The organism is Motilimonas pumila (assembly GCF_003596335.1).
GTDB lineage: Bacteria > Pseudomonadota > Gammaproteobacteria > Enterobacterales > CBDFNC01 > Motilimonas > Motilimonas pumila.
Genome location: NZ_QZCH01000178.1, coordinates 1 through 519 on the forward strand (window position 1 = coordinate 1; position 519 = coordinate 519).

General features: G+C 67.2%; 1 protein-coding gene. It reads left to right on the plus strand.

From position 1 onward, the window contains the following. Nucleotides 1–519 (plus strand): DPP IV N-terminal domain-containing protein (locus tag D1Z90_RS21120; protein ID WP_198419297.1); only part of this gene is annotated, 519 nt, incomplete at both ends.

Below are 519 nucleotides of genomic sequence, written 5' to 3' on the forward strand. Positions count from 1 at the left end.
GAGATCTATCGCGCCGGGCTCGACGGCGGCATCGCCAGGCTGCCCGCCCGGCCTGGCCCCAAGCTCAATGCGGAGGTCAGCCCGGCCGGCGGCTATGTGTCCTGGGTGCAGGACCAGAACCTGGTCGTGATGGGCCAGGCCGGCGGCGAACCGCGTGCCATCACCGACGATGGCCTGGGCACCGTCCATTGGGGCGAGGCCGAGTTCGTCGCGCAGGAGGAAATGGCGCGGTTCAAAGGCTATTGGTGGTCGCCGGACGACAAATATGTCGCGGTCGAGCGTTTCGACGAGGCGCCGGTGGGCATCGTCACTCGCGCCGCGATCGGGGCCGAGGGCACCCAGATCTTCCAGCAGCGCTACCCCAAGGCCGGCACGCCCAATGTGAAGGTCGCGCTCTATGTGATGGACCCGAGCGGTGGCCACAAGGTGAGCGTGGATCTCGGCACCGATGCCGATATCTATCTCGCCCGGGTCGACTGGTCGCAGGACGGGAAGACGCTCTACGTCCAGCGCCAGAAT